The organism is Vibrio sp. 2134-1 (assembly GCF_033339495.1).
Map to the genome: position 1 here is coordinate 1 of NZ_JAWOUS010000264.1, position 829 is coordinate 829.

At 43.5% G+C, this 829-nt stretch carries 3 tRNA genes and 1 rRNA gene; all 4 read left to right on the top strand.

Features of this window, described 5'->3' with window-relative positions:
* A 16S ribosomal RNA gene (locus tag R7R78_RS25360) occupies positions 1–74 on the top strand; the annotation flags it as partial.
* A gap of 89 nt (positions 75–163) precedes the next feature.
* Positions 164–239 (top strand) — tRNA-Glu (locus R7R78_RS25365).
* Between the two features lie 2 nt (positions 240–241).
* Positions 242–317, top strand: a tRNA-Lys gene (locus R7R78_RS25370).
* Between the two features lie 28 nt (positions 318–345).
* A tRNA-Val gene (locus R7R78_RS25375) sits at positions 346–421 on the top strand.
* Positions 422–829 lie beyond the last annotated feature (408 nt).

Here is an 829-nt window from a genome sequence, read left to right on the forward strand (position 1 = left end):
CTTTGTGGTTCATGACTGGGGTGAAGTCGTAACAAGGTAGCGCTAGGGGAACCTGGCGCTGGATCACCTCCTTAAACGATGATTATTGCGATGAGTGTTCACACAGATTGATACGGTTTATGAAGTTTAAGAGATAGAACATCCCCCAAGATGTTCACTTAGTGTCCCGTTCGTCTAGAGGCCTAGGACACCGCCCTTTCACGGCGGTAACAGGGGTTCGACTCCCCTACGGGATACCATTGGGTCGTTAGCTCAGTTGGTAGAGCAGTTGACTTTTAATCAATTGGTCGCAGGTTCGAATCCTGCACGACCCACCATTTCCTTCCACGGAAATCAAAACAATGTGGGCGATTAGCTCAGTTGGGAGAGCACCTGCCTTACAAGCAGGGGGTCACTGGTTCGAGCCCGGTATCGCCCACCATTCTCTAAGTATTTTTGGAATAAAACGTCCAAACCAGAACAAGCAATTGATACTGGTTGGTATTTTTGACTCTGAAAGTCTTTAGAAAATGTAACTTCCTTGTGAAGCAACATAGCTCTTTAACAATTTGGAAAGCTGACAAAACAACAATTTATTGTTGTTTGTAAAGTTCTCAATGTTTGTCTTTAAGACAAACACCAAAAAACACATTCAAGTGTTCTTGGCTTTTTGTTTTCATTTTTTCTAAAAATGAAGGTAAAGAGATGAGTCCGGCAAAATCGAATGTCTCTCGCTCATTCAAATAATGAGAGACAACTTTGGTGATTTGAACATCAACTCGAAACTCCTTCGGGTTGTATGGTTAAGTGACTAAGCGTACACGGTGGATGCCTTGGCAGTCAGAGGCGA